This window comes from Allobosea sp. 05L423, assembly GCF_056397745.1.
In genome coordinates, this window is the sequence record NZ_JBFTOA010000005.1 from 33,044 (window position 1) to 57,948 (window position 24,905).

The following is a 24,905-nucleotide window of genomic DNA, read 5'->3' on the forward strand; positions in this document are numbered from 1 at the left end:
GATGCGGGTTCTCGTGATATCCCACGGCCATCCCTCGCTCTCGCTCGGCGGGGCGGAGATGGCGTCCTACAACCTGCACAAGGGGTTGCAGACGGGCGAGGGTGTCGATTCCCATTACCTCGCCCGCGTCGGTTCACCGACCCCGCGCCATGCCGGAACGGCGCTGATGAGTCTGCGCCAGCGCGGCGGCGAACTGCTCTACTACGCCGAAGATTACGACCACTTTCTCATCTCCAACCGCGCGACGGAGGAGATCGAGCGCGACTTCGTGCGCGTCCTGAACGATTTGAAGCCGGACGTGGTGCATTTCCACCATTTCATCGGGCTCGGGCTCGAATGCCTGTTCGCAGTGCGCGACGCGTTGCCGGATGCATTGATCGTCGTGACCTTCCACGAATATCTCAGCATCTGCCACCACCACGGCCAGATGGTGAAGACCGGCGCCTTCAAGCTCTGCTACCGGGCCTCGCCGACCGACTGCAACGCCTGCTTCCCCGAGATCTCGCCGGCGCGCTTCCTGGCCCGCGAGACCTTCATCAAGGGTATGCTCGGCCTCGCCGACCATTTCGTTTCGCCGAGCCGCTTCCTCGCCGATCGCTATGTCGGCTGGGGGCTGGCGCAGGAGCGGTTCTCGGTGATCGAGAACGGCATCGACGTCGCTGCCGCCGCGCCGCCGCGGCCGTTGCCCGAAGGCAAGACGCGGCGCTCGCGCTTCGCCTATTTCGGGCAGCTGACGCCCTACAAGGGCGCCGATGTGCTGATCGACGCGGTGACGCGCATCCCGGATTCCGTCTGGGACGAGGATGCGATCCTGCTGATCTATGGCGGCAATCTCGAACGCCAGCCTCAAGGATATCAGGACAAGTTCGCCAAGCTGGTCGAGAGTGCCGGCCGGCGCGTGCGCTTCTGCGGCGCCTTCCAGAACCACGAGATGCCCAACCTGATGCGCTCGGTCGACTGGGTGGTGATGCCCTCGGTCTGGTGGGAGAACTCACCCATCGTGATCCAGGAGGCGTTCTTCCACGGTCGTCCGATCCTGGCGAGCAACCTCGGCGGCATGGCCGAAAAGATCACCGACGAGGTCGACGGCCTGCATTTCCGCGCCGGCAGCCCGGAAGACCTCGTCGACTGCATGACGCGCGCGCTGACCGAGCCCAAGCTCTGGGACCGGCTGCGCGGGGGCATCAAGCGGCCGATGAGCCATCGCGAATGTGCGCAGACGCATCTCGACCTCTATCGCCGCCTCCTGGCCGAACGCAGCCAGCCGGCGCCGAAGCGGCACGATCCGGCCGCGATGATCGCGTGAAACCATAACGAGATAACAGGGGAGACCTGACATGGCCCGCATCCTCGTCATCAGCCCGTCGGGAGAGGTCTACGACCACGACAATGTGCGCTGGTATCGCTATGCCGACCTGCAGAGTCACATCGACCACTACCACAACATCGGCGACGCCTTCGTCTTCGATTCCTCGCTGAAGCTGCTCAACTTCGACAAGCTCGACGAGCTGCCGATCGCGCATGTCGATCCGGCCAGGATCGACCGGCTCAATGCCGAGTACGACTACGTCTTCTTGCGCGGCTCAAACTACATCCATGCGCAGATGAACTGGTCGCGCGCCGCCGAAGTGCTGCGCCGGCTCAAGCTGCCGGTCATCGCCTTCGGCATCGGCGCGCAGGCGCCGGTCAGCGGCAAGCTGGAATTGAGCGAGGACACCAAGACCGTCCTGAAGCTCATTTCGGACTCCACCGCCTCGCTCGGCGTGCGCGGCGCTTACTCCGCCGAGGTCCTGAACAATCTCGGCATCCACAACGTCCGGATCATCGGCTGCCCGACCGCGTTCCGAAACAACAACCCCGATCTCGCCATTCGCCTGCCCGCGCTCGACCAGGTCAAGAAGGTCGGCGTCACGCTGCGGCGCGAGGTCTCGAAGACCTATGCGCAGGACATCAAGCGCTACCTCACCTTCCACCGCGATCTGGTGAAGGCGATGGCTGATCGTTTCGAGGTCACGCTGATGTCGCAGGGCGAGGTCGAGGAGAAGAAGCTCGCACTCGGCACGCCCGAGCAGAAGGCGCAAGCCATGGCGTCGCTGCGCGACAACGCCTGGGCGCGCGACTGGTACATCGATGAGCAGGTCTCGAGCCTTTACCAGAGCCGCATGTTCTATTCCGATGTCGTCGCGGAATATGAGCGGCTGGTGCGCGGGCTCGATCTCGTCCTCGGCTACCGGCTGCACGGCAATCTGATGGCGCTCGCCAACGGCACGCCCTCGATCTACTTCACTTATGACAGCCGCACCGTGGAGTTCGCGGACACCTTCAAGATCCCGAGCGTCGATGTCTTCTCCGGCCAGGACTTTCGGCTGGAGGATTACTGGGAGCAGTCCCGTTTCGACCGATTCAACGAGGCTTACGCCCAGGTCTACGGGCAGATGCGCGACTTCCTGGTCGAGAACCGCGTCGACAACAAGATGGCGGGTCGCACAGCCGCGGAACCGCAGCGGAAGGTGGCATGAGGGGCGCTCGCGCCCTCCTGCGCACGGCGCCGCTGCTTGCGGCGCTGCTGCCGGCTTCGCTCGCCGGTGCCGCGGAAGGCTCACGCTACCGCCTAGAACTTGCGCCGGGTGCGAAGGAAGAAACGGTCTTCGACTGGTCGAAGGAGCGCTGCCAGGAATGGCATATCCCCGATGCGCCGCTGCGCGCCTTCCGCGACGACAAGGGCGAGGTCGTCGCCTTCGCCAGCCACTATCGCAACCGCGCGCTGATCGGCGCAGGCCTCGACCGGATCAAGACCACTTGTGCGATCTCGTTCGAGGCGAAGAACAGCGCCGATCCCAGCCAGTTCAGCGACATGAGCTGGATCGCCGCGACCTGGACCAAGGACGGGCGCCGCGTCTACGCGCTGATGCATGACGAGTATCACGCCGACCGCCACCCGGGCGCCTGCCGGTTCAAGGACGGGATGAGCTGCTGGTACAATGTCGTGACGGCAGCGCGCTCGAACGATGGTGGCGAGAGCTTCAAGGTCGACGACCCGCCGACCGTCGTCGCCGCGCCGGCCTTCAGGCAGGATGCCGGGCAAGGCCGTCATCGCGGCTTCTTCAACCCCTCCAACATCGTCGAGAAGGACGGCGCCTGGTACGCGCTGATCGCGACGACCGGCGGCGAGGGCCAGAAGGGAGGCACCTGCCTCTACCGGACGACCGACATCACCGACGCGAAGGCATGGCGTGCTTTCGACGGCGAGGATTTCACCGTGCGCGCCGTCGATCCCTATCGCGGGGATGCCAGGCAGGCCAAACCCTGCCAGCCGCTCAAGGTGCTGCCAACGGTCGTGGGCTCGGTCACCCGCCACGAGGCGAGCGGAGAATGGCTCGCCATCTTCCATCTCGGCCCCGATCCCAAACAGGGCATCGCGGGTGGACGTGTCGCCTATAGCTGGTCGAAGGACCTGATCAAATGGACGCCGCTGCAAACGCTCCTCATGCACCCGACGATGTGGAGCAAGGATTGCGGCGACAGCGTGCGCTACGCCTATGGCGCCATCGCCGACCCCGCCTCGCCCTCGCGGAATTTCGAAACGACGGGCGATGAGCCCTACCTGTTCATGACCAAGATGCATGTCACGGACTGCAAAATGGGGCCGCAGCGCGACCTCGTCCGCATCAAGGTCCGCATCGTGAAGGAAACGCCATGAATGCGAATGCGCACGCGCAGCAATTCGCTGCGAGCCAGGCCGTGCAGACCATGAAGATCCTGCGCGCCAGCACGCGGGAGGTCGTCGTCCTTGTCGCCCGGGAACCGGGTGGAAGCTGGCCCTCCCTGCGCCTCCTGCTCGACGGCGAGGACTATGCCACGATCCATCCCGGCGCCCTTGTCGCCGGCGATGCGACGGTGGCGGAAATCGCCATTCCCCTGCCGGCCCTCCCCGAAACGCGGCTGCGCTCGATCGCGGTGGCCGATGCCAGGACCGGCGCGCTCGCCCCCGGCTCGCATTTGCGCCCCGTCGCCACGACGAAGGCTTTGCGCGCGCTGGTGATCTACCCGGCGGGCGAGGTCTACGACCACGACAAGGTGCGCTGGTACCGCGCGCCGCTGGAGAAGCTGCTCTCCGATTACTTCAATATCGGCGACATGATCGTCTACGATTCGACGCTGAAGTTGCTCGACTATGCGCATCTCGAGCCGATGAAGATCATGAACCCGACCGAGGCCGACATCGAGCGCTATGCCAGCGAGTTCGACTTCGTCTTCGTGCGCGGCTCCAACTTCATCCACGAGAAGATGGAGTGGTTCCGCGCCGTCGAGGTGCTGGAGAAGGTCCAGCTGCCGGTCTACGCCATCGGCGTCGGTGCGCAGGCCAGCCAGAACCGGGCAATCGATCTGCCCGAGAGCTCGAAGCGCTTCTGGCAGATCGTCGCCGATCGCTGCGCTGCCATCGGCGTGCGCGGCGCCTTCAGCGCCGAAACGCTGCGCCGCAACGGCGTCGGCAATGTCGAGGTCGTCGGCTGCCCCTCGATCTTCCGCACCCGCAACCGCGAGCTCCAGATCCGCGTTCCGGACCAGCGCGCGATCCGGAAGGTCGCCTTCAGCCTGCGCCGCGAGGCCGACAAGAGCTACACGGTCGACCCCGAAGCCTATCTGCGCAACCAGCGCGCGGCCCTGCTCAAGGTCGACGGCCAGAGCGAGATGGTGATGTCCTCGCATGGCGAGCAGGAGGAGAAGGCTTTCTTCCTGCGCGACGAGGCGGCCAAGGAAAAGGCCATCGCCGAATTCGCCAGGACCGGCTGGTGGGACGGGCCGAACGATGCCCGGATGCGCGAGATCTATGAGCGCAGGATGTTCACCTTCTTCGATGTCGAGGATTACGACCGCTTCGCGCAAGGGGTCGATCTCGCCGTCGGCTACCGCGTGCACGGCGTGCTGCCGGCTGTCGCGCATGGCGTGCCCGGCGTGCTCGTCGCCTACGACACGCGCAGCCAGGAGCTGGCGGAGACGCTGAAGATCCCGGTCGTGCCCGAGCAGGCTCTGGCCGAGGGCGGCTGGCGCGCCGTCTATCGCGAGGCGGCGCTGAACGGGCTCGCCAAATCCTATGCCGCCTCCTACGATCGGATGCGCGCTTTCCTCGATCGCAACGGCGTCCCGCACCGGATGTGACCGGAGGAGCCGGGGAATGAAGAAGGTCGCCGTGGTGACGATGCAGTACAACGAGGCGTTCTACGTCTCGCGCTGGATCGACTATTATTCCGGGCTCGTCGGCCGCGAGAATCTCTATGTGATCGACCATGACAGCGACGCGGAGATACGCGAGACCCTGCAGGGCGTCAGCATCGTCCGCTATCCCCGCTCGGCGCTGGACGATCAGGAGCGCGCGCGCTTCGTCTCGAAATTCGTCGGCGCGCTGCTCGAGCTCTACGAGACGGTGATCTATTGCGATTGCGACGAGTTCGTCAGCCACGACCCCCGCCGTTTCGAGAGCTTCGGCGCCTGGCTGGACGCCACCGATTTCGAGTACGCGACCTGCATCGGCTTCAATGTGACGCCGATGCTGCAGGGGGAGAACGCGGCGCTCCTCGACGGGCCGATCCTGCGCCAGCGCGGCCATGTCCGCTTCGTCTCGCCGATGTGCAAGACGTTGATCGTTCGCAAGCCCATCCGCTGGGGCGGTGGCTTTCACCACGCCAATCAGCCGCCGCATTTTCCCGGCGCCTATCTGTTTCACCTCAAATACGCCGATCTGGGCGAGCGCGTGTACCGGCAATCGCTGACGCGCGGGCTCGACTTCACCCAGGTCGACCAGGGCCATCACCAGCGCAGCAGCGACCTCGACCTGCTCAACCTCTATTGCAGCTTCGACCGGCTCGAGCGCCGCGACTGGGATGACGACGCGATCGAGCGCTACTGCCAGAGCTTCATCGAAGGCATCAAGCGCTCGGAGCGCGGCGGCGAGGTCGGCACCATGTATGTGGCACCGCTCAATATCGCCGGCACGGAAGCCTGGCGTCTGCCCGACAGCTTCCGCGGATTATTCTGAGCGGTTCGCCGCGGCCTAGCCCAACTCAGGCAACGGCGGGGCCTGAAGCCAGAGGGTCATGGCCGGCCTGCGCGGCGTGGAGGCTGCGATAGCGCCCATCCTTGCGGGCGAGAAGCTGGGCGTGGCTGCCCTGCTCGACGACATCGCCGTTCTCGACCACCACAATGCGGTCGGCATTGGCGATCGTGGCAAGCCGGTGGGCGATGACCAGCGTGGTGCGGCCGCGCGACAGCTCCGACAGCGATTGCTGGATCGCCTTCTCGGTCTCGGTGTCGAGCGCCGAGGTCGCCTCGTCGAGGATCAGGATCGGCGGATTCTTCAGGAAGATGCGGGCGATGGCGAGGCGCTGCTTCTGGCCGCCGGAGAGCTTGACGCCACGCTCGCCGATCACCGTGTCGAGCCCCTGCGGCAATGCGGCAATAACGCCGTCGAGCCGCGCACGACGCGCCGCCTCGACGATCTCCTCCTCGGTCGCATCGAGACGGCCATATGCGATGTTGTCGCGGATCGTGCCGGCGAAGAGGAAGACATCCTGCTGGACGATGCCGATGTTCGAGCGCAGCGACTTCAGGGTCATGTCGCGGATATCGATGCCGTCGATCAGGATCGCGCCACCCGTGACTTCATAGAAGCGCGGCAGCAGAGAGCAGATCGTGGTCTTGCCCGCGCCGGAGGGGCCAACGAAGGCGATGGTCTCGCCGGCCCTGATGTCGAGATCGAGGCCATCGAAGATCAGCCTTCCCGCGCCGTAGCCGAAGCTGATACCGCGATAGGCGATATCGCCCCGCAGCCGCTCGACGTCTCGAGCGCCCGGCCTATCGGCGACGTCGGGGCGCGTCGCCAGGAAGGCGAGATAGCGCTGGAAGCCGGCGATACCCTTCGGATAGCTCTCGATGACCGCGTTGATCTTGTCGACCGGGCGGAAGAACACATTGACCAGCAGCAGGAAGCCGATGAAGCCGCCCGCGGACAATTCGCCGCGCACGACGAACCAGCCGCCCGCCAACATCACCACCACCTGCACGAAGCGCATCGAGAGGTAGGAGAGCGAGGTCGAGGCCGCCATCAGCTTGTAGGCCTGCAGCTTCGTATCGCGATAGTGGCGGTTGCTCTCGGCGAAGAGCCGGCGCTCGTGGTCCTCGTTGGCGAAGGCCTGGACGACGCGGATGCCGCCGACATTTTCCTCGATGCGCGCGTTGAAATCCCCGACCCGGCCGTAGAGCGCGTGCCAGTTCGTGGTCATGCGGCTGCCGTAGCGGATGGTGACGAACGCCGTGAGGGGAACCACGAGCGCGGTGACGATGGCGAGCGGAGGATGGACCCACAGCATCAGCGCGAAGGCGCCGATCAGGGTCATGATCGCGATAAACAGGTCTTCCGGCCCGTGATGGGCGACCTCGCCGATCTCCTCGAGATCCTTGGTCAGCCGGGCGACGAGATGGCCGGTTTTCTGGTTGTCGAAGAAGCCGAAGGAGAGCTTCTGCAGATGGTCGAAGGCCTTGGCGCGCATCTCGGTCTCGATGCCGATGCCGAGCATATGGCCCCAATAGGTGACGATGACCTGTAGCCCTGCGCTGATGAGATAGGCGACGAAAAGACCTGCGGCGGCGACCGCGATCATTCCGATCTCGCCGGTCGGGAGCAGCCGGTCGATGAACAGCGTCACCGCGACGGGAAAGGCGAGCTCCAGCAGGCCGGCCGCGACCGCGCTGCAGAAGTCCAGCAGGAACAGGCCGCGATGCGGCCGATAATAGGCGGCGAACCGCTTGATCAGATCCATATCGGTCTCCGCGGCGGCCGCTCTCAGGCTGGAAGAGCGATCGGGCGCTGGGTCTGTGGGTGGGCGATGACGCTCATGTCGACGCCGTAGATGCGGCCAAGTTGCTGCGCGGTCATGACCTCCTCCGGCGTTCCCCGGACGATCATCTTGCCGGAATGCAGCGCAATGATCTCGTCGCAGAACCGGGCCGCCATATTGACGTCGTGCAGCACGACGATGACACCGAGGCCCTTGTCCGCGGACAGCCGGTGCACCAGCGACAGCACCTCGATCTGGTGCGCGATGTCGAGCGCGGAGGTCGGCTCGTCGAGGAGCAGGCATTCGGCATCCTGCGCCACGAGCATCGCGAGCCAGACGCGCTGGCGCTCGCCGCCCGAGAGAGTGTCGACCAGCCGGTCCGCGAAGGGCTCGACATCGGTCAGCGCCATGGCTTCAGTGACCTTCTCTCGGTCCTTCGCGCCGAAGCGGCCGAGTGCACCGTGCCAGGGATAGCGGCCGAGCGCGACGAGTTCCTTGACCAATAGTCCCGAAGATGGCGGCGTCTGCTGCGGCAGATAGGCGACCTTGCGCGCGAAGGCGCGGCCGTTCCAGGCGTCAAGCGCCTTGCCTTCGAACCGAATCGTCCCGCCCGAGGGCGCCTGCTGGCGGGCTAGCAGCTTGAGCAGCGTCGACTTGCCCGAGCCGTTATGGCCGATCAGCCCGATGACCTGCCGGGTCGGCAGCGACAGCGTCAGCGGCTCCAGCAGCACCCGGCCGGGCACGCTGAAGGTGACGCCCTCGAGATCGAAGAGGTCGCCCTGGCTGTCGGCGGCAAGCGGGCCGTTCCCGGCCATCGAAAGGGCCTTCGCCGCCAGAGCGCCATCACCGGACGGAAATGCGGTAGCCTTGCTCTGCATGGTCGGCGCGCCTTCGGGATCATCGGTTTTCAGCCGCAGCTTCCTCGGCCTACACCGCCGCGGCCCATGGCGAAAGTGGAGTTGTTTCGTCTCCGAAAGCCAGCGGGCTCGGCCTGCACGAGCCTCGCCCGATAGACGGTCCCAATCCATCGACGCACAGCCCTGCACCGTCACCGTCTCGGTAAACGACCGCTGGTAAGAGGCTCCCTCGTCAGGGCTGTGCTAGACCCGAGCGCATGATCGGCATCCCGTCATCCCCGACGCGGCGCGGCGCACTGGCGCTTCTCGGCGCCACCAGCCTCCCGCTCCCGGCCGTGGCGGCGGGGCTGCGCGTCGCGACCGTCGACTGGTCGGTGCTGGAGACCTTGCTTGCGCTGGGAGTGCCGCCGATCGCGGCACCGGAATTGCGCCAATTCCGCGAAGTCGCGGTCGAACCCGCGGTTCCCGCGAGCGTCACCGATCTCGGCCTGCGCGGCACGATCAATTTGGAGCTGCTCTTGCTGCTACGGCCGGAGTTGATCTTCTCGTCGAGCTTCTATGTCGCCTCCGAGCCGCGGCTGCGCCGGATCGCGCCGGTCGAGAGCTTCTCGATCTACGCGCCGCACCGCTTGCCCTATGAGCCGGCGGTCGCGATGACCCGCAGCATAGGCCAGCGCCTCGGCATCGCCGCGAAGGCGGAGCGCTACATCACCGGGACCGAGGCGGAATTCGCGGAGCTGCGCGAAAGGCTGAAGCCGCTGGGCGCGCGTCCGGTGCTCCCCGTCAATCTCGGCGATGCCCGGCATTTCCGTGTTTTCGGCGATGACAGCATGTTCGGCGAGGTGCTGAAGCGGCTCGGGCTCGCCAATGCCTGGACCGAGCATACGAACTATTCGGCCATGGCCCCGATCGGGCTCGAAGCGCTCGTCCATGTTCCCGACGCCTTCATCGCGCTGATCCCGCCCGTCCCGCCCGGCGCCATGCAGACCCTCGCGGCCAGCGCCTTCTGGAACGCCTTGCCGAACCTGCGCGAAGGCCGGCTCCTGCAGCTTGGCGCCATCAACCCCTATGGCGGCCTGCCGGCGGCGCGGCGTTTCGCGCGATTGCTGACCGACGCCTTGCTCAGGGCGGAGACTGCCCGTGGCTGAGGCGGTCCGAGCACTACGCCCGCCAACCGGCGGACACTCCGGTGCCTGGTTTCTCGCGGCGATGACGGCGGCTGCCCTTTTCTTGGCGGTGGTCGTGACGCGCCCGTCCCTGTCGGCGCCGCCCGAGCTCGCACGAACCCTCGAATCGATCCTGCTTTGGCACAGCCTCGTGCCGCGCGCCGCAACCGCTCTGATCAGCGGCGCGGCGCTCGGGCTCGCTGGCATGCTGCTGCAGCGCGTGCTGCATAACCCGATCGCGGATGCCTCGACGCTCGGCATCGCCTCCGGCGCGCAGCTCGCGCTGACTGCCGCCACGGCTTATGCGCCCGCCCTGCTCGTCTTCTCGCGCGAAGGCGTCGCGTTGGCCGGCGCCATCGCCGCGGTCGCTCTCGTCCTCGGCCTGAGCTGGCGGCGCCGGCTCGATCCGATGACGGTCGTCCTATCGGGCATGGTCGTCTCGCTCGTCTCCGCGGCAGCGAGCGCGACCGTCATTCTCGCCAAGGGCGAGTATGTACTGTCGCTGTTCATCTGGGGCGCGGGCTCGCTCAATCAGCAAAGCTGGGACGCAGCCATGGCGCTCGGCCCGCGTCTCGTGCTGAGCACCCTTGCCACCGCGCTGCTCTTGCGCCCCCTCGCCCTTCTGGGGCTCGACGAGGATATGGCGCGCGGCCTCGGCCTCGCCCTTCATGCGACACGTCTTGCCGTCCTCTGTATCGCCGTATGGCTGGCGGCGAGCGTCACAGCAGAGGTCGGCGTGATCGGCTTCGTCGGCCTTGCCGCCCCCGCGCTGGCGCGCGAACTCGGCACCCGCACCCCGCGACAGATGCTGCTGGCAGCACCCGCGCTCGGAGCCTTGCTGCTCTCGATCACGGACAGCACGGTGCAGTTGCTCGGCTCCGGCTTCAACGATCTCGCGCCGACCGGTGCCGCCACCGCCCTGTTCGGCGGCCCACTGCTGCTGTGGCTGATGCGCAGGGTCCCGCCCACCTTGCCGCCGCAGGCAGCCGATCCCGTTTGGCGCCTGGACCGGACCGCACGCTCGCTCCGGGCGCTCGTTCCGCTCGCCGCCATCATCGCGCTCGTCGCGGCGCTCGGTCTCGTGCTCGGGCGCGGACCACAGGGATGGGAGTTGGCGACGGGTTCTCTCTTCCGGGATCTGCTGCCGTTCCGTGGTCCGCGCCTCGCCGCGGCGGGCTCGGCAGGCGTTCTGCTCGGCGCCGCCGGCTGCCTGATGCAGCGCCTCACCGCGAACCCTCTCGCCGGCCCCGAGGTGCTCGGCGTCAGCGCCGCCGGCGGCGTCGGATTGCTGCTCGCCCTCACATTCTTGCCGGCGAGCCCCTTCGCGATGCTGGCAGGCGTAGCGGGCGGCTCGCTGGCGGTGCTCTTCGTCATGCTGCTGTTCGCCGGCCGCCCGGGCATCGGGCCGCAGCGCCTGCTGCTTGCCGGCATCGCCATGGGCGCGCTCAGCATGGCGGTGGTCTCGACAGCGCTCGCCCAGGGCGATCTGCGTGCCTACATGCTGCTGGTCTGGCTTTCAGGCTCGACCGACCGGGCCGGCGAGATCGAGGCCTGGACCGGCCTTATCGCATGCGTCCTGCTGATCGCGCCTCTTCTGCTCGCGATGCGCTGGCTCGATCTGCTGCCGCTCGGGGACGCCACCAGCCGCAGCCTCGGCCTCGCGGTGGAGCGCAGCCGCCTCTGCCTCGCTGCGCTGGCGGCGCTGATGACGGCGGTGGCCTCGCTTCTGGTTGGGCCCTTGAGTCTGATCGGGCTCATCGCCCCACATCTCGCCCGCCTCGCCGGCTTCGCACGCAGCCGCGACCAGCTTCTCGCCTCCGCCCTGATCGGCTGCGGCGTGATGATCGTTGCGGATTGGCTCGCGCGTCTCGTCGCTTTTCCCTATCAGGTACCCGTCGGGCTATTCGCCGCGCTGATCGGCGGGCCCTACCTGATCTGGCTTCTGAACCGCGGAGGAAGCCGAAATGGCTGACACCGCCGGTCCGCGTGCGAATCGGTTGTGGGAAGGCGGCCGTCAGGCCGCCTTCTTGCCCGCGTCGAACGGGATTTCGATATCGACGGCCAGGGTCGAGACCTGGGCGCCGCGTTCCATGCGGACGGTGACCTTCTCGTCATCGACCTGCATGTGCTTCGAGATCGCGCGCAGGATCTCATCCCGCAGCTTGGTGACGAGATCCGAGTCGCCGACGGCAGCGCGCTCATGAGCGAGCAACACCTGCAGCCGCTCACGCGCGGCGGGCGCCGACCGGGGGCGGGAGAAAAGACGAAGCAGGTTCATGCCGCCTTCCTTCCGAAGATCTTGCCGAAGAAGCCGCGCTTCTCGCCGGGAACGGTGACCGGCAGGGCCTCGCCCCTGAGCCTGCGCACGGCGTCGAAATAGGCGACGGCAGGCGCGCTGCGCTCGTCGGCCAGCGTGACGGGCGAGCCGACATTGGAAGCCCGCAGCACATCCATGCTTTCCGGGACGATGCCGAGCAGCGGGATCGACAGGATCTCGAGGACGTCGTCCACCTTGAGCATGTCGCCGCGCTCGGCCCGGACGGGGTCGTAGCGGGTCAGGAGGAGATGCTTCTCGATGCGCTCGCCGCTCTCGGCCTTCAGCGTCTTGGAATCGAGCAGGCCGATGATGCGGTCGGAATCGCGTACAGAGGAGACTTCCGGATTGGTCACGACGATCGCGATATCGGCGTGGCGCATCGCCAGCGTCGCGCCGCGCTCGATGCCGGCCGGGCTGTCGCAGATCACCCAGTCGAACGAGGTCTTGAGAGCGCCGATGACCGCCGCAACGCCTTCGGCCGTCAGGTTGTCCTTGTCGCGCGTCTGCGAGGCCGGCAGCAGGTAGAGCGTCTCGAGCCGCTTGTCGCGGATCAGCGCCTGCGTCAGCTTGGCTTCGCCCTGGATCACATTGACGAGGTCGTAGACCACGCGCCGTTCCGCCCCCATGACCAGGTCGAGATTGCGCAGGCCGACGTCGAAATCGACGACCACGACCTTCTCGCCGTCGCGCGCCAGGGCAGCGCCAAGTGCCGCCGAGGAGGTCGTCTTGCCGACGCCGCCCTTGCCCGATGTGACCACGATGACCTTGCCCATTGACCTCTCCTGTTGATGTGGACGCGCCTTCGGCTCAGGCGAGTGATCCGACCTTGAATGTCTCGCCTTCCAGCCAGAACTGGACGGCCTTTCCGTGCAGGCCCGGCTCCAAATCCTCGGCGGTCTTGTAGTAGCCGTCGATGGCGACGAGCTCGGCCTCGAGCTTGCGGCAGAAGATGCGTGCCTCGGCATTGCCGATCGTCCCGGCCATGGCCCGGCCGCGCAGCGTGCCGTAGACATGGATCGAGCCGCCCGCGATGACCTCCGCCCCCGACGCGACCGAGCCGACGATCGTGACATCGCCCTCGGCGAAGATCACCGACTGTCCCGAGCGGACGGGCTGGGTCACGACCAGGGACGGCAATGCCTGGGGCACGGCCATGGCCGCCGGGGCGACGCTTTCGGGAGCCGGCGGCTTGCCGCCCTCGTCGGCAGCCGGCGCTTCGATATCCGATGTCGGGCGGCCATCCGCCATCGCCGGCGGCAGATCCGTCCCGAGCAGCGAGGGGCGCGCGCCTTCGATGCCCATGATCCGCACATTGCGCGTGCCGAGCCGGTCGATCAGATCGCGCAGCTGGGGCCGGTCGATGTCCAGCCCGGTGATGTCGAGAACCACGGGCCGGCGCATGAAGAAACCGGTCGAGCGCGAGGCCAGGTCATCGAGCCGGACCAACCAATCCTCGAAGGGAAGCTCGGGGGTCAGGGCCAGCGCAAGGAAGCTGCGTCCCTTGAGACGAATGGGTCGGGATTGGGTTAACACGCCGGTCATCTTGGTAAATTTTCGGTTGCTTCGGTGTATCGAGCGTATGGTTAACAAGCGGTAAACCGGCGCCGCTTATCCACGCGAAGAAGCCGGCATCGCGCACCGGCCGGACCGATCTGTCAGGGTGTATGGAGCGCCTGAGCCGGGCCTCGCGGCATGCGAAAACCCGGCCAGATCGGCGACGGCAGGCGTGCGGAAGACCTCCGGCTATTCGGCAGGAGCAGCCTTTTGCGACGTCGAGCCTTGAGCGAGGAAATAGAACGCCAGCGAAGCCAGCCAGACGACTAGGCCGAACACGGCTGCTCCGCCCAGAACCAGCCCGAAGCCGCCCTGCGCATAGAGGACCGCCAGCATGGGCACCACGAAACCGCTCACGGTGAAGCCGAGGAAATAGCGCACGCTGAACGCCTTGGCGCGGTGCTGGGCCGGCACATAGCGCGCGACCATGGCATCGTTGACGACGACCTGCCCGTAGATCGCGGTCATCGTCAGGACGAGGCCGAGCAGCAGGGGGACGCCTTGGGTCGTTGCCGCCAGCACGAGGCCGAGCGGCTGCAGGAGGGCGAGGCCGACGAACAGGGCTGGCAGTGTGTAGCGGTCGACAAGCCGGCCCATCAGCCATTGCGCCCCAGCCCCGAACACGAAGACCAGCGTCGCCAGCGAGCCCGTCAGCACCAGCGGCAGGTCCAGCCCGAGCCGCTCGTCCAGGACCTTCGGCAAGGAGATGGTCGTGATGTTGAAAGTCATGCCGCCGGCGATGATCGCGACGGCGAAGACAGCGAGAAGCGCCACGGGGCGGCCCACAGGAATGAGCTCCGCCTTGCCGGAGCGGCTCGCATGCGGCGCCCCGTCGCCGGGCACGAGCGCTATGAACGCAACACCAACCGCGAGGCAGACGAGGCCCGGCAGCACGAAGGCCACACGCCAGCCGAAGCTTGCCGCCAGCAATGCGGTGACGCCGGCAGCCGACGCGGCGCCGAGATTGCCCCAGACCGCGTTGACCCCGAGATCGCGCCCGAGTTGGCGGGCGTGGTTGACCAGCATCGTCGAACCCACCGGATGATAGATGGCCGACGCCACGCCGAGCACGAGCAGCCAGGCCGCGAAGGCCGCAGGCCCGCTCGCGCTGGCGACGCCGAGACAGGACAGCCCGTAGCCGAGGAAGAATATCGCGAGCATGTTGCGCCGGCCGAAGCGGTCCGAGAGCCAACCCATCGGCAGCGAGCACAGGCCGAAGGCGACGAAGGCGCCCGTCGCAAGACCGATCAGCTCGGCATAGCTCAGGCCGGTCTGTGCCGCGATGGCGATCACGGCCGTGGGATAGATCAGCAGCACGAAGTGATCGAGCGCATGGGCTGCGTTGACGAAGAGAAGCGTGCGCTTGGACAGCGTCTCAGGGCTCATGGCGATGCTCGCGACAGGGGACGGTATTCTTATATCTTGACCCGCTGCGCTCTGTTGGGCCGTTATTCTGCACGATCGGGCCAAACGGAGTTTGCGATGCGTGGCGACAGCGACGCCTATCAGACGGTTCCGCGGGCCATCGGCGTCATGCCGAAGACCTATGAGGCGGGCGCGACCACCGGCTGGCACAGCCACCCACGAGCCCAGCTTCTCTATGCCACCGCCGGGCTGACCCTGGTGACGGCGGAGGACGGAACCTGGATTCTGCCCGCACAGCATGCGCTCTGGATTCCACCGGGGCTTTTCCACGAGGTCAGGATGCATGGAAGAGTCTCGATGTGCTCGGCCTATGTCGCACCTGAATCCGTGGGTGTCCTGCCGAAGGGATGCCGCGTTCTTCAGGTGACGCCGTTGCTGGCTTCGGCGCTGGCGTCGCTGGCGGCCGAGCCCCTCCTCTATGATGAGAACGGGCGCGGCGGGCATCTCGCCGCGCTGATACTCGATGAAATCGCGCGCGCGCCGGAAACAGCTTTGACCCTGCCCCTGCCGCGCGATCCACGGCTGCGTCGCGTCTGCGAGGCGTTGTTGAAGGACCCTGCCTCGCCCCTCGACCTCGACGGCTGGGCGCAGCACGCCGGCGCAAGCCGGCGCACGCTGACGCGCGGCTTCCGCATCGAGACCGGCATGAGTTTTGGCGAATGGAGGGCACGTTTGCGGCTGGTTCGCGCTCTCGCCCTGGCGACGGACGGCCGCCCCCCGCACCAGATCGTCCGCGCCGTCGGTTATTCCGATCTGCGGGCGCTGAGGGCTGCCGCCGAACGCATCCTTGGCAGCACAGCCTTGTCATGGCGGTGAATGACGAGGGGATATGCCGTGGATGCGCGCGAATCCATTCCGACAACGGGTCGCATGGGTGTTTTCGATGGCTCGGGGCGTCGGTGCTTTCACCGCGCTGCCGACGCGAAGCCCCGCGGCTACAGAGCGCCAAAAGCAGGCTTCGAATGATCCCTTGCATGCAGACATTCATGATCGGTCCGATCGCTTCGCAGTGGCGATCGGAGGGAGGCTTTCGCGGCGAAGCGACAACCCTCGGTCGGATATCCAGCAGACCAATGCCCGCACAGCAGCGCCCCAGAGCACTCATCGTCGGATTGGTCACACGATAGTACCAAACGAGACCCATCGCCTGCTGGAAAGCCCATGCAGCCCCGGGCGTCCATTCCAATTCACCGGTTTGAGTAGCTTCGCGAAAGGCTGCCCGAGGGGCACGATCCAGTAGGTGCCATGCAACGACGAGATCGAGCGCCGGATCGGCAGGGCTGCCACCGTCGAGAACTTCGGCACGGCTTCCGACGCGGAAGATATCGCGCAGCCTTCTCCACCTGCTCTTTCCGACCGAGAAGGAAATCCGCCTGATTGGAGTGATTCCGTCGTCGTTTGAAGACGATCGGCGAGATGAGCCAAGCCAGCCGAGCCTGATGATCTAGGCTAATGCCTGTGCTGAATTGCAGTGTTGCGTGAGCTTCCGCCGCTGCTCGAAGGAGGAGGACGTGCCGATCAAATGCGAGGCTTCGTCCGGGCGCTTTGCTGAATGGCTTAGTCGAGGATGCTTCGAGCGGAGCGTGATTGCTGGTGCGCTGACCAACGCCTGAGCGACAATGTCGCCTGTGGGCCACAAGCGCCCGTTCGGCAGCAGCCCGGCTTGTCGCCTTCCACTCGACCAGTTCCCTGAAGCATCGATTTGATGCAACTGCGCGGTCGGGCAGACGCGCCCTACAATCTCGCACAGGTGCTGGTGATGGGTGAGGTAGATCGCCTGTCCGGCCTGGGCCATCTCGGCGAAGAGCCGGAAAGCCTCCTCCGCGCGCAACTCCGCTGTAGCACGGATAGTTGCTCCGCTTGGCGTTTTGAAGCCAGCGCTTCCCGGCTTCTTTCCTCAACCCTTCGCAGTGTCCCGCGCCTCCTGGATCGCACGCCAGACTCGGGAGGGGGTGGCGGGCATGTCCAGATGCGTGACGCCGAGAGGCCGAAGCGCGTCGAGGATGGCGTGGATGACGGTCTGGGGCGCGCCGATGCAACCGGCCTGTCCCGCTCCCTTGGCACCGATCGGATTGGCCTCGGTTGCCAATTCCACCATCGAGAGCTCGAATGAGGGCAGGTCCATCGCGCGCGGCATTGCATAATCCATGAAGGTTGCGCTCAGGAGCTGGCCGCCATCGGGATCGTAGCGGGCTTCCTCCATCAGCGCCTGGCCGATGCCTTGCGCCAGCCCGCCATGCACCTGCGCTTCGGTCAGCAGGGGATTGATCAACGTGCCGTAGTCGTCGACGGCGACATAGCGCAGCAGGACGACTTCGCCGGTGTCGGGATCAACCTCGACCTCTGCCGCTTGCGCGCCGTTCGGAAAGGTCAGCGGAGCGTTGCGTCGCGCGCCATGGCTGGCAAGCGCCTGGCCTGTCGTCTCCGCGACATGGCGCGCGACATCGACGAGGTCGACTTCGCCGGCCCCGGGGGCACGGAAGCGTCCACCTTCGAAGGTGACCGTGTCGGGAGAACTCTGGAGGAGCTGGCCTGCTGCGGGCTTGCCGGCCTCGACCAGCGCCCTCGCGGCCAGAACCAGCGCCCCGCCGCCCATATGCAGCGAGCGTGCGCCGCCATGGCCGCCGCCGCTGGGGACGAGAGCCGTATCGCCCTGGACAAGATGGAAGCGCTCCACAGGCAGGCCCAACTCGCTCGAAAGCAGTTGGGCGAAGCTCGTCTCGTGACCCTGGCCGTTCGACTGGGTGCCGACCGCCATGTCGATGCGGCCATCCGCGCGGAACGACAACCAGGCATCCTCGTTCGGGGCGCCGCGCGAGGTTTCCAGAAAGCAGCCGATGCCAAAGCCGCGCAGCTTGCCGCGCCGACGCGACTGCGCCTTGCGGCGCCGAAAGCCGGGGCGGTCGGCCGCAGCCAGCACGCCGTCGAGATTGCTTCCAAAGCTGCCGCAATCGAGCACGGCGCCGAAGGGCTTCCGATAAGGGAAGCGGTGGATGAAGTTGCGCTTACGCAAGGCGGCGGGGTCGATGCGCAAGCGATGAGCCGCCTCGTCCACCAGTCTTTCGATCAGATAGTTGGCCTCCGGTTTGCCGGCGCCTCGATAGGCGTCGATCGGAACGGTGTTGGTGAAGATGCAGCGGACATCCATCGTCATCGCCGGGATGTCGTAGAGCCCTCCCATGGCCGGAGTCGGCGCAGTGGTCGCACTGCCCGGACCGAGCGAGGAGACATAGGCGCCGAGATTGGCGATGGTTTCGACCTGAAGCGCCAGGAAACGGCCCTTTTTGTCCAGGGCGAGTCTGCCGGTCGTCAGATTGTCGCGGGCGTGGACGCCGCCCGAGAAGTCCTCGATGCGCTCGGCGAGCCAGCGCACCGGCCGGCGGAGGCGCTCGGCCGCGACGAGCACCAGCGCATATTCCGGATAGGTGACATTCTTCATGCCGAACCCGCCGCCGACATCGGGGCAGGCGACATCGAGCCGTTCGGGCGCGACGCACAACACTGCCGCGAGCTCGCGGCGGATGTCGTGCACCGAGGCGCCGCTGAGCGACAACCGGTAGCGGCCGCTGGTCGGATCGAAGCGTCCGAGCGCGGCGCGCGGCTCGAGCGCGGCCGCCGCGATCCTGTTGTTCACGACCCGGCAGCTCACGACGTGGGCGGCCCGTTCGAAGGCGGCAGCCACGATGGCCTCGTCGCCGAGGCGATAGCGCAGCGCGAGGTTGCCGGGCGCCTGCGGCCAGATTTCCGGCGCGCCGAGCTCAGCCGCGGCTGTAAGGTCGGTGACGGCAGGCAGAATGTCGTAGTCGACGGCAATGAGTTCGCAGGCTTCGCGGGCAAGATCGATCGTCTCGGCCACGACGAAGGCGACGGGATCGCCGACATGGCGGGCGCAGTCACGCGCAAGGGCCTGCCGGGATGGCACGATCAGCGGCGCATCGCCAGCCACCGCCAGCGAGCAGGGAAAGGAGCCGAGATCGGCGATGTCCGCCGCGGTGTAGATCGCGTGGACACCGGGCAGCTTCCGGGCAGCCTCGGTATCAACGGCGAGGATCGCGGCATGAGCGTGCGGCGAGCGCAGCACCATCGCATGCAGCACCCCGGGCACCGCCTCGTCGTCCAGGTAGTTGCCGCGCCCTGTCAGGAAGCGCTCGTCCTCGAAGCGGCGCAGCGAGCGCGGGTCCGACGAGGCTGAATCCACGACGGCCGGCTCCTTCTCGTGGCTCGAAACTTTCGCATGCATCAGGCTGTCACTCGTCCGCCGAGGATAAAGGCCATACTCCAATTCTTGCGCCAATGCCCGGCTCGTTGTTGACGGGGACATCAGGAAATTCGGGAGAAAGCGGCAGCTTCCCGCCCGGCGATGCGTCCGCTGAAACAGCTCGGGCCGACCATCATGCCTTCGAGCGGCTTGATGCCGCCTATATGGCCACCGGCCATTCCCGCCACTTCGCCCGCAGCATAGAGGCCGGGAAGAGCTTCGCCGGACTCCAGCAAGGCGCGGCATTGCCGGTCGGTCTGCACGCCACCCATCGCCTTGCGCCCGATCGGCACGAAGCGGACGGCGTAGAAGGGAGGTTTGGCCAGCGGAGGAAGGCCGGCCAGCGGACGATGTGTCGCCGGTTCGCGCGCCAGCCCGGCAGCGAGCCTAGCATTCCACTGCGCGACCGTTTGCCCGGCGCCTTCCGCATCGATGCCCGAGCGGTGGAAGAGTTCGTCGAGCGTATCTGCCTGCCAAGCCCAGGTCGAATGAGCAAGATGGCGTCTCGCAGCCTCGTTGCCGGTTTCCGAGCCCGGTGGGACATGGTGGTCGTCGACGGTGATCGCCGGCAGCATGGCTGTGTCGAAGATCGCCCAGGCGGTGGCGCCGGGCTGGGAGAGCAGGCGCGGCACGGCGAGGTTACCGCTGGTCGACTGGCTTTCGTCGTGGAAGCGCCCGCCGTCCTGATTGAGCCAGAGCCAGCCGGTATTGCCCCTGAATACGACGCCGCGCTCGCCGGCCGGGTCACGGTAATCGGGGACGCCGGTCGCGTAGCAGTAGAGTTCGTCGAGATGGTCGAAGCGAACGCCATGGCGCTGCAGGATGGTGATCGCCTCGCCCTGGGCGCCAGGGCCGCCGCCCGCCAGGACCTGAGGCACGCTGTCGAGCCGGCGCGCATGGCGGCGGATCATCGCCAGGCTGCCGGCGAAGCCGCCGATGGCGATGACGACCGCCGGAGCGCGTAGCTGCTGCTCGCGGCCCTCTCCGTCGCGGCAGATCACGCCGTTCACCTTGCTGTCCTCGACGACGAGCTCGGTCAGCCGCCAGCGGAAACGCCAGGCCCGCTGCAAGCCGCGCTCCTGCATGCGTTCCCACAATACTCCCATGAGCCCGGCTCCCCCGTTCAGCGGGCGATGGAAGCGTGGAACGCTGTCGCCTTCGAAATGCCTGATGTCGGGAAAGCTCACGCCGAGCCCGGAGAGCCAGTCGATCAGGTCTGTGGAACCACGCTCGAAATAGGAGCGAGCCCAATCGCGGTCGAAATCATGGCCGTTGGCTTCCAGGTCTGCGAAGGCGAGATCGGCGGAGTCGACGATGCCGCGCGTGGCCTGAAGGGACGTCCCCGGCACGCACATGCCGCCGCCTGCCAGCCGGGCGGTGCCGCCGAAGCCGGGAGCTGCATCGATCCCGATGACGCTGGCACCGGCCGCCGCCGCTTCGAGGAAGGCGCTGGCACCGGCCACGCCCGCGCCGACGACGATGACGTCGGCATCCTTGTCCCTCTCAAGCGCCATGGGAGCCCTCCATGCGGTTGGGTGCGATCAGGTCCCGGGTGAGTTCGCCGATGATGCGACTTCCGGTCAGTGCCATCGTGCAATCCAGCTCGGCTTGCAACAGGCCGAGCACATGACTTGCTCCAGCCTCGCCCGCGGCGGCGATGCCGTAGAGCGGAGCGCTGCCGGTGAGCACGGCGTGGGCGCCCAGCGCGAGCGCCTTCGCGATGTCGCTGCCGCGGCGGATGCCGCCGTCGAGGAGGACGGAGCCCTTGCCCCCCGCCACGGCGGCGATGCGGGGCAGAGCATCGAGCGTGCAGGCGGCGCTGTCGAGATTGCGTCCGCCATGGTTCGAGACGACGACGCCATCGCAGCCGAGCGCGAAAGCGCGTTCGGCCTCCTCCTCGCGCATGATGCCCTTCAGTAGGAGCTGATGCGGCCAGCGCTGGCGCAGCCGGGCGATGTCGTCCCAGGTGACGGAGGGGCAGAGCGAGGTGCGCCGGGCGATCTCCTCGTCCACGAGCCCGGGGCCCGGCTGAGGCCTGTTGACGACGCGCGGCAGGCCCCCGGTCGCGAGATAGCGCAGTGCAACACCGATGAGCCAACGAGGATGCAGCAGCATCTCGGTGCAAGCCGCAAGCGAGGGGCCATAGGGCGGTATCAGCCGATCGCGCTGGAGATATTCGCGCTGGCCGAGCACCGGCGTATCGACCGTCACGACGAGGACACGAAAGTCGAGATCGCGCGCCCTGTCGACAATCTTGCCGGTGAGCGAACGGTCCTTCCAGAAATAGAGTTGTTGCCAGACGGTCGCACCGGTCGCCGCGATATCGCCCATGGCGACGGTCGAATAGGTCGAGAGCGTGAAGGGCAGGTTGGCGCGTGCCGCGGCCTTCGCCAGTTCCAGCTCACCGCGGTACCACAGCAGGCCCGCAGGCCCGGCTGGCGCGACCGCGAGCGGCATGGCATGGCGCTCGCCGAAGAGGACAGCTTCGGTCGAGCGTTCAGCCACGTCGACGAGGGTGCGCGGCAGGAAGGTCAGCGCGCGGAACGCGGCGCGGTTGCGGCCCCGCGCGAGGTCATCCTCGGTCGCCCGGTCGATGAAGTTGAACAGGCCCTTCGGGAGGCGTCGCTTTGCGAGGCGGCGCACATCCTCGACGTTGAAGCAGCGCGCGAGCGCCATCGCCTCAGGCTTTCGACATCGCCGTTTCCTGTGCCGTGATGAATTCGAGCAGGACCGGCTGGCCTTCCTTCGTCCTGGCGATGCCTCTATCGATCGCACTGCGGATCTCGGAAGGGTCGGTGATGCGCTCTGCATAGGCGCCGAAGGCGCGCGCCATCTCGCAGTAATTGCCGGTGATGCGGTTGGCTGCGTAGAGGCGGATCGCGTTCGGGATGCTGTTCAGCTCGGTGGCCATGCCGCCGTTGTTGAACAGGATCGAGAGGATCGGGATGCGTTCGCGGGCCGCTGTCTCGATATCCATGCCGGTAAAGCCGATCGCCGCGTCACCCCAGACATTGATGCAGAGCTTGTCCGGGCATGCGAGCTTGGCGCCCATGACGATGCCGAGGCCGTAGCCGAGCTGGGTGGTCTTACCCCAGCCGATGAAGCTCAGCGGATCGCGCGCGACCCAGAACGGCGTGAGCTGGTCGCGCGGCCGCCCGGCGTCGTTGGTGATGATCGTTGGCTCGTCTTGCGTTGCCGCCATCAGCTCCCAGACCACGCGATAGGGATTGATCGGCATCTCCGCCGAAGTCAGCTTCGGCATCCATTCGGCGAGCCAGGCCTCGCGTGCGCCGCGGATGCGGGTGGCGACGGCTGCTCCCTTGTCCGATTGCATACCGCGCCGTTCCAGTTCGCCGAGCAGCGCCTGCAAGCCAAGTTTTGCATCGCCGACGAGGCCGATCTCGGCGGGCACATCCTTGTTGAGATGCGCATGATCGAGCGTCATATGGATGATACGCTTGCCCTTCGGCACCGGCACCGCGAACAGAGTCTCGGTAAAGCTGCAACCGATGCCGAGGATAACGTCTGCCTCGTCGAGGAAGGCCTTCACAGGCATTGGATAGGTCAGGCCGCCGGAGCCGAGCGAGAGCGGATGATCCTCGGGGAACGCGCTCTTGCCGGGCAGGGTGGTGACGACCGGACAGGCGAGGCGCTCGGCCAATGCGCGCAACTCGTCCCAGGCCTGGGCGTAATGCACGCCCTGGCCGGCATGGATGACGAGATTGCAGGCGGAGCCGATCAACTCGGCAGCGCGGGCGATGTCGTCGGGATCGGGCGCCGTGCGATGGCCGCGGACCGGGACGTAATCCTCCGGCTGCGCCAGCTCTGCGGTCCAGAGATCGTTCGGCACTTCTACGAGCACCGGGCCGCCGCGGCCATTGCGAAGCTGGCTCAGTGCGCGGCGCATCACATTGACGACCTCGCCGGGTAGGTTGAGCTGCTCGGCCGACTTGGTGATGTCGCGCATACTCTGGACGGCGTTGAAGTTGGGCTTGATGCCCGCGACGCGCTGCGGATAGCCCTGCGGGATCACGAGCACCGGCACGGAATCGGCATAGGCCTGCGCGACAGAGCCGTAGGAGTTCTCGATGCCCGGCCCGTGCTGCATGGCGAAGACGCCGAACTTGCGGCCCGAAGACAGCCGCGAATAGGCATCGGCCATATGCATGCCCGTGCGTTCCTGGCGCACGACGATCGGCCGGATGCCGGCGAGAGCGGCCTCGTCGATCAGCTTGTTCGTGGGGTAGCAGAACAGTAGTTCCACCCCTTCCTTCTTGAGGATGGCGGTCATGGCCTGGGCGACGTTCATGATGCGGGCACTCCGGTTCTCAGGCCTGATCGGCCGCTGGACGCAAATCGGCGAGGGCTGGCGCCCCCAGCATTCCCATGGTGATCCTGAGTTCGTTGGTGAGGATGTCGAGGATGCGGCCCGCTCCCTCCGCTCCCCCGATCGCCACGCCGTAGAGCGGTGCGCGTCCGACGAGGACGCCGCCTGCGCCCAGCGCGAGGAATCGGGCGATGTCGGCGCCGCGGCGCACGCCGCTATCGGCCAGGATCTCGAGCCGGCCGGCGACGGCATCGGCTATCGCAGGCAGCACCTGCGTCGAACCGGGCGCACAGTCGAGATTGCGCGCGCCATGGTTCGACACGACGATGGCATCCACGCCGTGCGCCAGGGCCGCCAGCGCGTCCTCCACCCGCAGAATTCCCTTGAGCACGAGCTTGCCGCGCCAATGCCGGCGCAACAGCTCCACATCCTCCCAGGTCACGTCGGTCGCCAGGGCCAGCTCGTCGGAAAGCGAGGCGCGGCCGAGCTTGGTGCGGAACTCGTCGGGGTAATGCGCATAGGTCGGCACGCCGCCCGCCGTCAGAGCCCGCAGCATGACCGAGCCCGCCCAGCGCGGATGCAGCACGACGTCGAGCCCGGCTTTCCACGAGGCCTTGAGAGGAATGCCGAAGCCGTTGCGGAGGTTGTATTCGCGATTGGGGCCAACGGCGGTATCGACGGTCAGGACGAGGGTCTCGGCGCCCGCCGCCCAGGCCCGGTCGAGCAAGGCCAGCATGCGCTGCCGGTTCTTCCAGACATAGAGCTGGAACCAGAGCCGCGCGCCTGACTCAGCGGCAATGCGCTCGATCGCGGTGATCGACTGGGTCGACACGCAGAAGGGGATGCCCGCCGCGGCCGCGGCCTTGGCGATCGCGATCTCGCCATCGTGCCAGACGAGACCAGCGACGGCGGTGGGCGCGATCACCAGGGGAAGCGGTTGGCGGTGGCCGAGGATCTCGGCCTCGGTCGAACGTTGCGAGACGTCGACCAACACAGCGGGCGAAAGCCGGATCGCATCGAGCTGGCTGCGATTGCTCGCGATCGAGACCTCGTCCTCGCTGCCGCGATCGACATATTCGAAGAGGCCGCGCGGCAGCCGCCGTGAAGCGGCACGTCGCGCGTCGGCGACGTTGAGGATATGGGCGAAGGCGGGCTTGGCGGTCATC

Annotated in this window: 19 protein-coding genes; 8 read left to right on the top strand and 11 right to left on the bottom strand. The window is 66.9% G+C overall.

All coding sequences use genetic code 11. The annotated features are described in order from the left end of the window. Position 1 precedes the first annotated feature (1 nt). Genes AC1DNE_RS14425 through AC1DNE_RS14445 form a run of 5 tightly spaced genes read left to right on the top strand, consistent with a single transcriptional unit; the run spans position 2 to position 6,037 of the window. On the top strand, positions 2–1,306 hold the full coding sequence (locus tag AC1DNE_RS14425) for a glycosyltransferase family 4 protein (RefSeq protein WP_441469191.1): 1,305 nt from the start codon (positions 2–4) through the stop codon (positions 1,304–1,306). Between the two features lie 31 nt (positions 1,307–1,337). Then, the gene (locus AC1DNE_RS14430; protein WP_441469192.1) at positions 1,338–2,519 is read left to right on the top strand and encodes a polysaccharide pyruvyl transferase family protein; all 1,182 of its coding nucleotides are present in this window, start codon (positions 1,338–1,340) and stop codon (positions 2,517–2,519) included. Continuing rightward, positions 2,516–3,700 carry a hypothetical protein gene (locus AC1DNE_RS14435; protein ID WP_441469193.1) on the top strand — a complete coding sequence of 395 codons (1,185 nt, stop codon included), beginning with the start codon at positions 2,516–2,518 and terminating at the stop codon, positions 3,698–3,700. The genes AC1DNE_RS14430 and AC1DNE_RS14435 overlap by 4 nt, the downstream gene beginning before the upstream one ends. Further along, positions 3,697–5,160 (top strand): polysaccharide pyruvyl transferase family protein, encoded by a 1,464-nt coding sequence (locus AC1DNE_RS14440; RefSeq protein WP_441469194.1) that lies wholly within the window; start codon positions 3,697–3,699, stop codon positions 5,158–5,160. The genes AC1DNE_RS14435 and AC1DNE_RS14440 overlap by 4 nt, the downstream gene beginning before the upstream one ends. A gap of 16 nt (positions 5,161–5,176) precedes the next feature. Continuing rightward, the gene (locus tag AC1DNE_RS14445; protein ID WP_441469195.1) at positions 5,177–6,037 is read left to right on the top strand and encodes a glycosyltransferase family 2 protein; all 861 of its coding nucleotides are present in this window, start codon (positions 5,177–5,179) and stop codon (positions 6,035–6,037) included. A 25-nt stretch (positions 6,038–6,062) separates the two neighbouring features. On the opposite strand, the gene AC1DNE_RS14450 is transcribed toward AC1DNE_RS14445, so the two are convergent. After that, positions 6,063–7,817, bottom strand: a complete 1,755-nt coding sequence (locus tag AC1DNE_RS14450) for an ABC transporter ATP-binding protein (RefSeq protein WP_441469196.1) — start codon at positions 7,815–7,817, stop codon at positions 6,063–6,065. Between the two features lie 23 nt (positions 7,818–7,840). Beyond that, positions 7,841–8,650, bottom strand: a complete 810-nt coding sequence (locus AC1DNE_RS14455; protein ID WP_441469504.1) for an ATP-binding cassette domain-containing protein — start codon at positions 8,648–8,650, stop codon at positions 7,841–7,843. A gap of 299 nt (positions 8,651–8,949) precedes the next feature. Between AC1DNE_RS14455 and AC1DNE_RS14460 the strand changes: the two genes are divergently transcribed. Both AC1DNE_RS14460 and fhuB read left to right on the top strand, forming a co-directional pair. Beyond that, positions 8,950–9,840 (top strand): ABC transporter substrate-binding protein, encoded by an 891-nt coding sequence (locus tag AC1DNE_RS14460; protein WP_441469197.1) that lies wholly within the window; start codon positions 8,950–8,952, stop codon positions 9,838–9,840. Between the two features lie 61 nt (positions 9,841–9,901). Then, positions 9,902–11,830, top strand: a complete 1,929-nt coding sequence (gene fhuB / locus AC1DNE_RS14465) for a Fe(3+)-hydroxamate ABC transporter permease FhuB (protein WP_476841119.1) — start codon at positions 9,902–9,904, stop codon at positions 11,828–11,830. A gap of 42 nt (positions 11,831–11,872) precedes the next feature. On the opposite strand, the gene minE is transcribed toward fhuB, so the two are convergent. The 4 genes from minE to AC1DNE_RS14485 form a co-directional block, all read right to left on the bottom strand. Then, a complete protein-coding gene (gene minE, locus AC1DNE_RS14470; RefSeq protein ID WP_441469199.1) occupies positions 11,873–12,136 on the bottom strand; it encodes a cell division topological specificity factor MinE in 264 nt (87 codons plus the stop codon). Continuing rightward, positions 12,133–12,948 carry a septum site-determining protein MinD gene (gene minD, locus AC1DNE_RS14475; protein WP_441469200.1) on the bottom strand — a complete coding sequence of 272 codons (816 nt, stop codon included), beginning with the start codon at positions 12,946–12,948 and terminating at the stop codon, positions 12,133–12,135. The genes minE and minD overlap by 4 nt, the downstream gene beginning before the upstream one ends. Before the next feature lie 34 nt (positions 12,949–12,982). Beyond that, positions 12,983–13,717 carry a septum site-determining protein MinC gene (gene minC, locus AC1DNE_RS14480; protein ID WP_476765385.1) on the bottom strand — a complete coding sequence of 245 codons (735 nt, stop codon included), beginning with the start codon at positions 13,715–13,717 and terminating at the stop codon, positions 12,983–12,985. Between the two features lie 201 nt (positions 13,718–13,918). Beyond that, positions 13,919–15,115: an MFS transporter gene (locus AC1DNE_RS14485; RefSeq protein ID WP_476765386.1), complete on the bottom strand. Its 1,197-nt coding sequence runs from the start codon at positions 15,113–15,115 to the stop codon at positions 13,919–13,921. A gap of 96 nt (positions 15,116–15,211) precedes the next feature. Here AC1DNE_RS14485 and AC1DNE_RS14490 point away from each other — a divergent pair, with 96 nt between their 5' ends. Next, positions 15,212–15,970 (top strand): AraC family ligand binding domain-containing protein, encoded by a 759-nt coding sequence (locus AC1DNE_RS14490; RefSeq protein WP_476765387.1) that lies wholly within the window; start codon positions 15,212–15,214, stop codon positions 15,968–15,970. A 1,081-nt stretch (positions 15,971–17,051) separates the two neighbouring features. Here the strand turns inward: AC1DNE_RS14490 and AC1DNE_RS14495 are convergent. From AC1DNE_RS14495 to AC1DNE_RS14515, 5 genes are all read right to left on the bottom strand, one after another. Next, entirely contained in the window at positions 17,052–19,352 is a 2,301-nt protein-coding gene (locus AC1DNE_RS14495; protein ID WP_476841111.1) for a xanthine dehydrogenase family protein molybdopterin-binding subunit, read from the bottom strand. A gap of 122 nt (positions 19,353–19,474) precedes the next feature. Then, positions 19,475–20,926: an FAD-dependent oxidoreductase gene (locus AC1DNE_RS14500; protein WP_441469206.1), complete on the bottom strand. Its 1,452-nt coding sequence runs from the start codon at positions 20,924–20,926 to the stop codon at positions 19,475–19,477. Next, the gene (locus AC1DNE_RS14505; RefSeq protein WP_441469207.1) at positions 20,916–22,088 is read right to left on the bottom strand and encodes an alpha-hydroxy acid oxidase; all 1,173 of its coding nucleotides are present in this window, start codon (positions 22,086–22,088) and stop codon (positions 20,916–20,918) included. The genes AC1DNE_RS14500 and AC1DNE_RS14505 overlap by 11 nt, the downstream gene beginning before the upstream one ends. Positions 22,089–22,092: 4 nt before the next feature. Continuing rightward, positions 22,093–23,769, bottom strand: coding sequence for a thiamine pyrophosphate-requiring protein (locus tag AC1DNE_RS14510; protein ID WP_476765423.1), 1,677 nt, complete (start codon positions 23,767–23,769; stop codon positions 22,093–22,095). Next, positions 23,741–24,904 carry an alpha-hydroxy acid oxidase gene (locus AC1DNE_RS14515; RefSeq protein WP_441469208.1) on the bottom strand — a complete coding sequence of 388 codons (1,164 nt, stop codon included), beginning with the start codon at positions 24,902–24,904 and terminating at the stop codon, positions 23,741–23,743. Before AC1DNE_RS14515 ends, AC1DNE_RS14510 begins: the two co-directional genes overlap by 29 nt. Position 24,905 lies beyond the last annotated feature (1 nt).